Annotated in this window: 1 protein-coding gene; it reads left to right on the top strand. The window is 49.5% G+C overall.

Going from position 1 to position 1,093, the window contains the following annotated elements; all coding sequences use genetic code 11:
• The coding region (gene vmeA, locus R7D93_RS25940; protein WP_318129639.1) for a multidrug efflux RND transporter periplasmic adaptor subunit VmeA at window positions 1–1,093 on the top strand (1,093 nt) is incomplete at both ends.

The raw sequence follows: 1,093 nt of genomic DNA, 5'->3' as shown, positions 1-1,093 counted from the left end.
CGAGCCTGTTTATGGCGGGATGTCAACCAAGCCAAGAAGGAACTGAGCAAGGTGGTGGCGCCGCTCCCGCAACCGAAGTGAATGTGTTGACGGTTGAACCTGTTCGACAAGCTTTGACGGTTGAGTTGCCGGGCCGCAGCCGTGCATTTAAAGAGGCGGAAGTCCGCCCACAGGTAACGGGTATTATTTCAGAACGTAACTTTGTTGAAGGTGGCGTTGTGGAAAAAGGTCAGTCGTTGTATCAAATTGATGACTCTTCATTTCAAGCGGATTTGCTTAGTGCAGAAGCGGAGCTGATTCGTGCGCAAGCTTCTGAAGAATCGACGTTTTCAACCGTTAAACGTTACCGCGCATTGATTACCAAGAAATCGATCAGTCAACAAGATCTGGATGAAGCAGAAGCGGCTTACAAAGAAGCGAAAGCGCAAGTGCTCGTAGCCAAAGCGAAGATCAATACTGCAAAGATCAATTTGACTTATACCCGTGTGAAAGCGCCGATCAGTGGCGTGATCAGCAAGTCAAATGTGACTGCGGGAGCGTTGGTTACGGCAAACCAAGCCGACAAGCTAACGACGATTCAACAACTTGATCCGATCAACGTGGATATCGTTCAGTCTTCTGCTCAATTGCTGCGACTAAAAGCGGCGCTTTCTCAAGGCCACATGCAAGAAGATCAATCTGCGCAAGTTGCATTGACGCTTGAAGATGGCTCGACATACGAGCACAAAGGCACAATGAAGTTCACGGAAGTTAACGTGGATGAAAGTACGGGAAGCGTGACTTTGCGTGCGGAATTCCCAAATCCTGATGGTTTACTTCTTCCGGGTATGTTCGTGCGTGCGACCGTGATTACTGGTGTTGACCCTAGCGCGATTTTGATCCCGCAAAATACCGTGACTCGCGATGCAACAGGCAAAGCTTCGGTGATGACGGTGAGTGCTGATAATACCGTTGCGATTACGCCAGTCATCACGGCTGAAGTTATAGACAACCAATGGCGAATCATCGATGGATTAAAAGCCGGTGATCAAGTCATTACGGCGGGTTTGCAAAAGGTGCGTCCGGGTAGCCCAGTCACCATCCAAACGGGAGA

It is taken from the genome of Vibrio sp. YT-15, assembly GCF_033337445.1.
Lineage (GTDB): Bacteria > Pseudomonadota > Gammaproteobacteria > Enterobacterales > Vibrionaceae > Vibrio > Vibrio alginolyticus.
This window is presented reverse-complemented; position numbering and strand designations above follow the sequence as displayed.